Annotated in this window: 1 protein-coding gene; it reads left to right on the forward strand. The window is 49.0% G+C overall.

Going from position 1 to position 812, the window contains the following annotated elements; all coding sequences use genetic code 11:
* Positions 1–136 precede the first annotated feature (136 nt).
* Positions 137–544, forward strand: a complete 408-nt coding sequence (locus ACOCD2_RS23080; protein WP_293675544.1) for a hypothetical protein — start codon at positions 137–139, stop codon at positions 542–544.
* The last annotated feature ends 268 nt before the right edge of the window (positions 545–812 follow it).

Here is an 812-nt window from a genome sequence, read left to right on the forward strand (position 1 = left end):
AGCCAGAACCTACACCCAAACAACTCGCCAGACTTATTCAAGAGCGACACCGGCGACGACAGGCTGCCACAGAATCCTGTCGGCGGAGGGGTGGGGAAATATGACAAAGTAGAATTAGGGATCTTCCAGAAGAATAATGGAACGTGACGAGACTGACAAAGTATCCAATCCCGGGCTTGAGAAACATTTGGGTGTGGAGAATTTAAGCGACCTGAATATTGAAGCCGCCCTTGATCTTATCGGAAAAATCATCGATCTCTCTGAGTTCCATGACCGACCCGAAGGCACTAGTCGGGCACTGGAACTGTGCAATGAATTAGCCCAGAGGGCGCTCAGCGAGAGGGAAATGGTTTTGCTCCACTATTTCCGGGCCAATGCCTGGGCAAGTCGGCGGAAGACAATGCATAAAGATGCCAAGGTCGCTTGGGCTTGGGAACAACCGGAAATCTTGCGTGAGTTGTTCCATTTGCGCACGGCGCTTCGACATTCAGGTTTTAAGCAACTCGATAATATTCGACGTTGTCAGATCCTTACTAGAGTTTAGAGTAAGCAACCTAGAGTTTAGAGTTTCAGAGGAGAAAAACCACTAAAAATCTCAAAAAATAGTTGACATAGCAAGGCGCGGCCTCTCAGAAGAGAAATCAACACAAACTTCTGGAGGCCGCTATGGACGCGAAAGGATATAGCCGTACCCCCCGCGAACTGTGTTATTGGATAACATTTTTGGCAGAAGCGCTACCCCTGAGATCCGTGGGTACCTTCATTGAATTGTTGATCGGGGCGATGCTCACCCCAGCAGGCTTTGTAACCGA

Origin of the sequence: Thiolapillus sp. (assembly GCF_048562965.1) — a bacterium.
In the GTDB taxonomy this organism is placed as follows: Bacteria; Pseudomonadota; Gammaproteobacteria; order Chromatiales; family Chromatiaceae; genus Thiolapillus; species Thiolapillus brandeum_A.

Excerpts from the sequence above, each read along its gene's own strand:
- ACOCD2_RS23080 (WP_293675544.1), top strand. The coding sequence starts at position 137 with ATGGAACGTGACGAGACTGACAAAGTATCCAATCCCGGGCTTGAGAAA.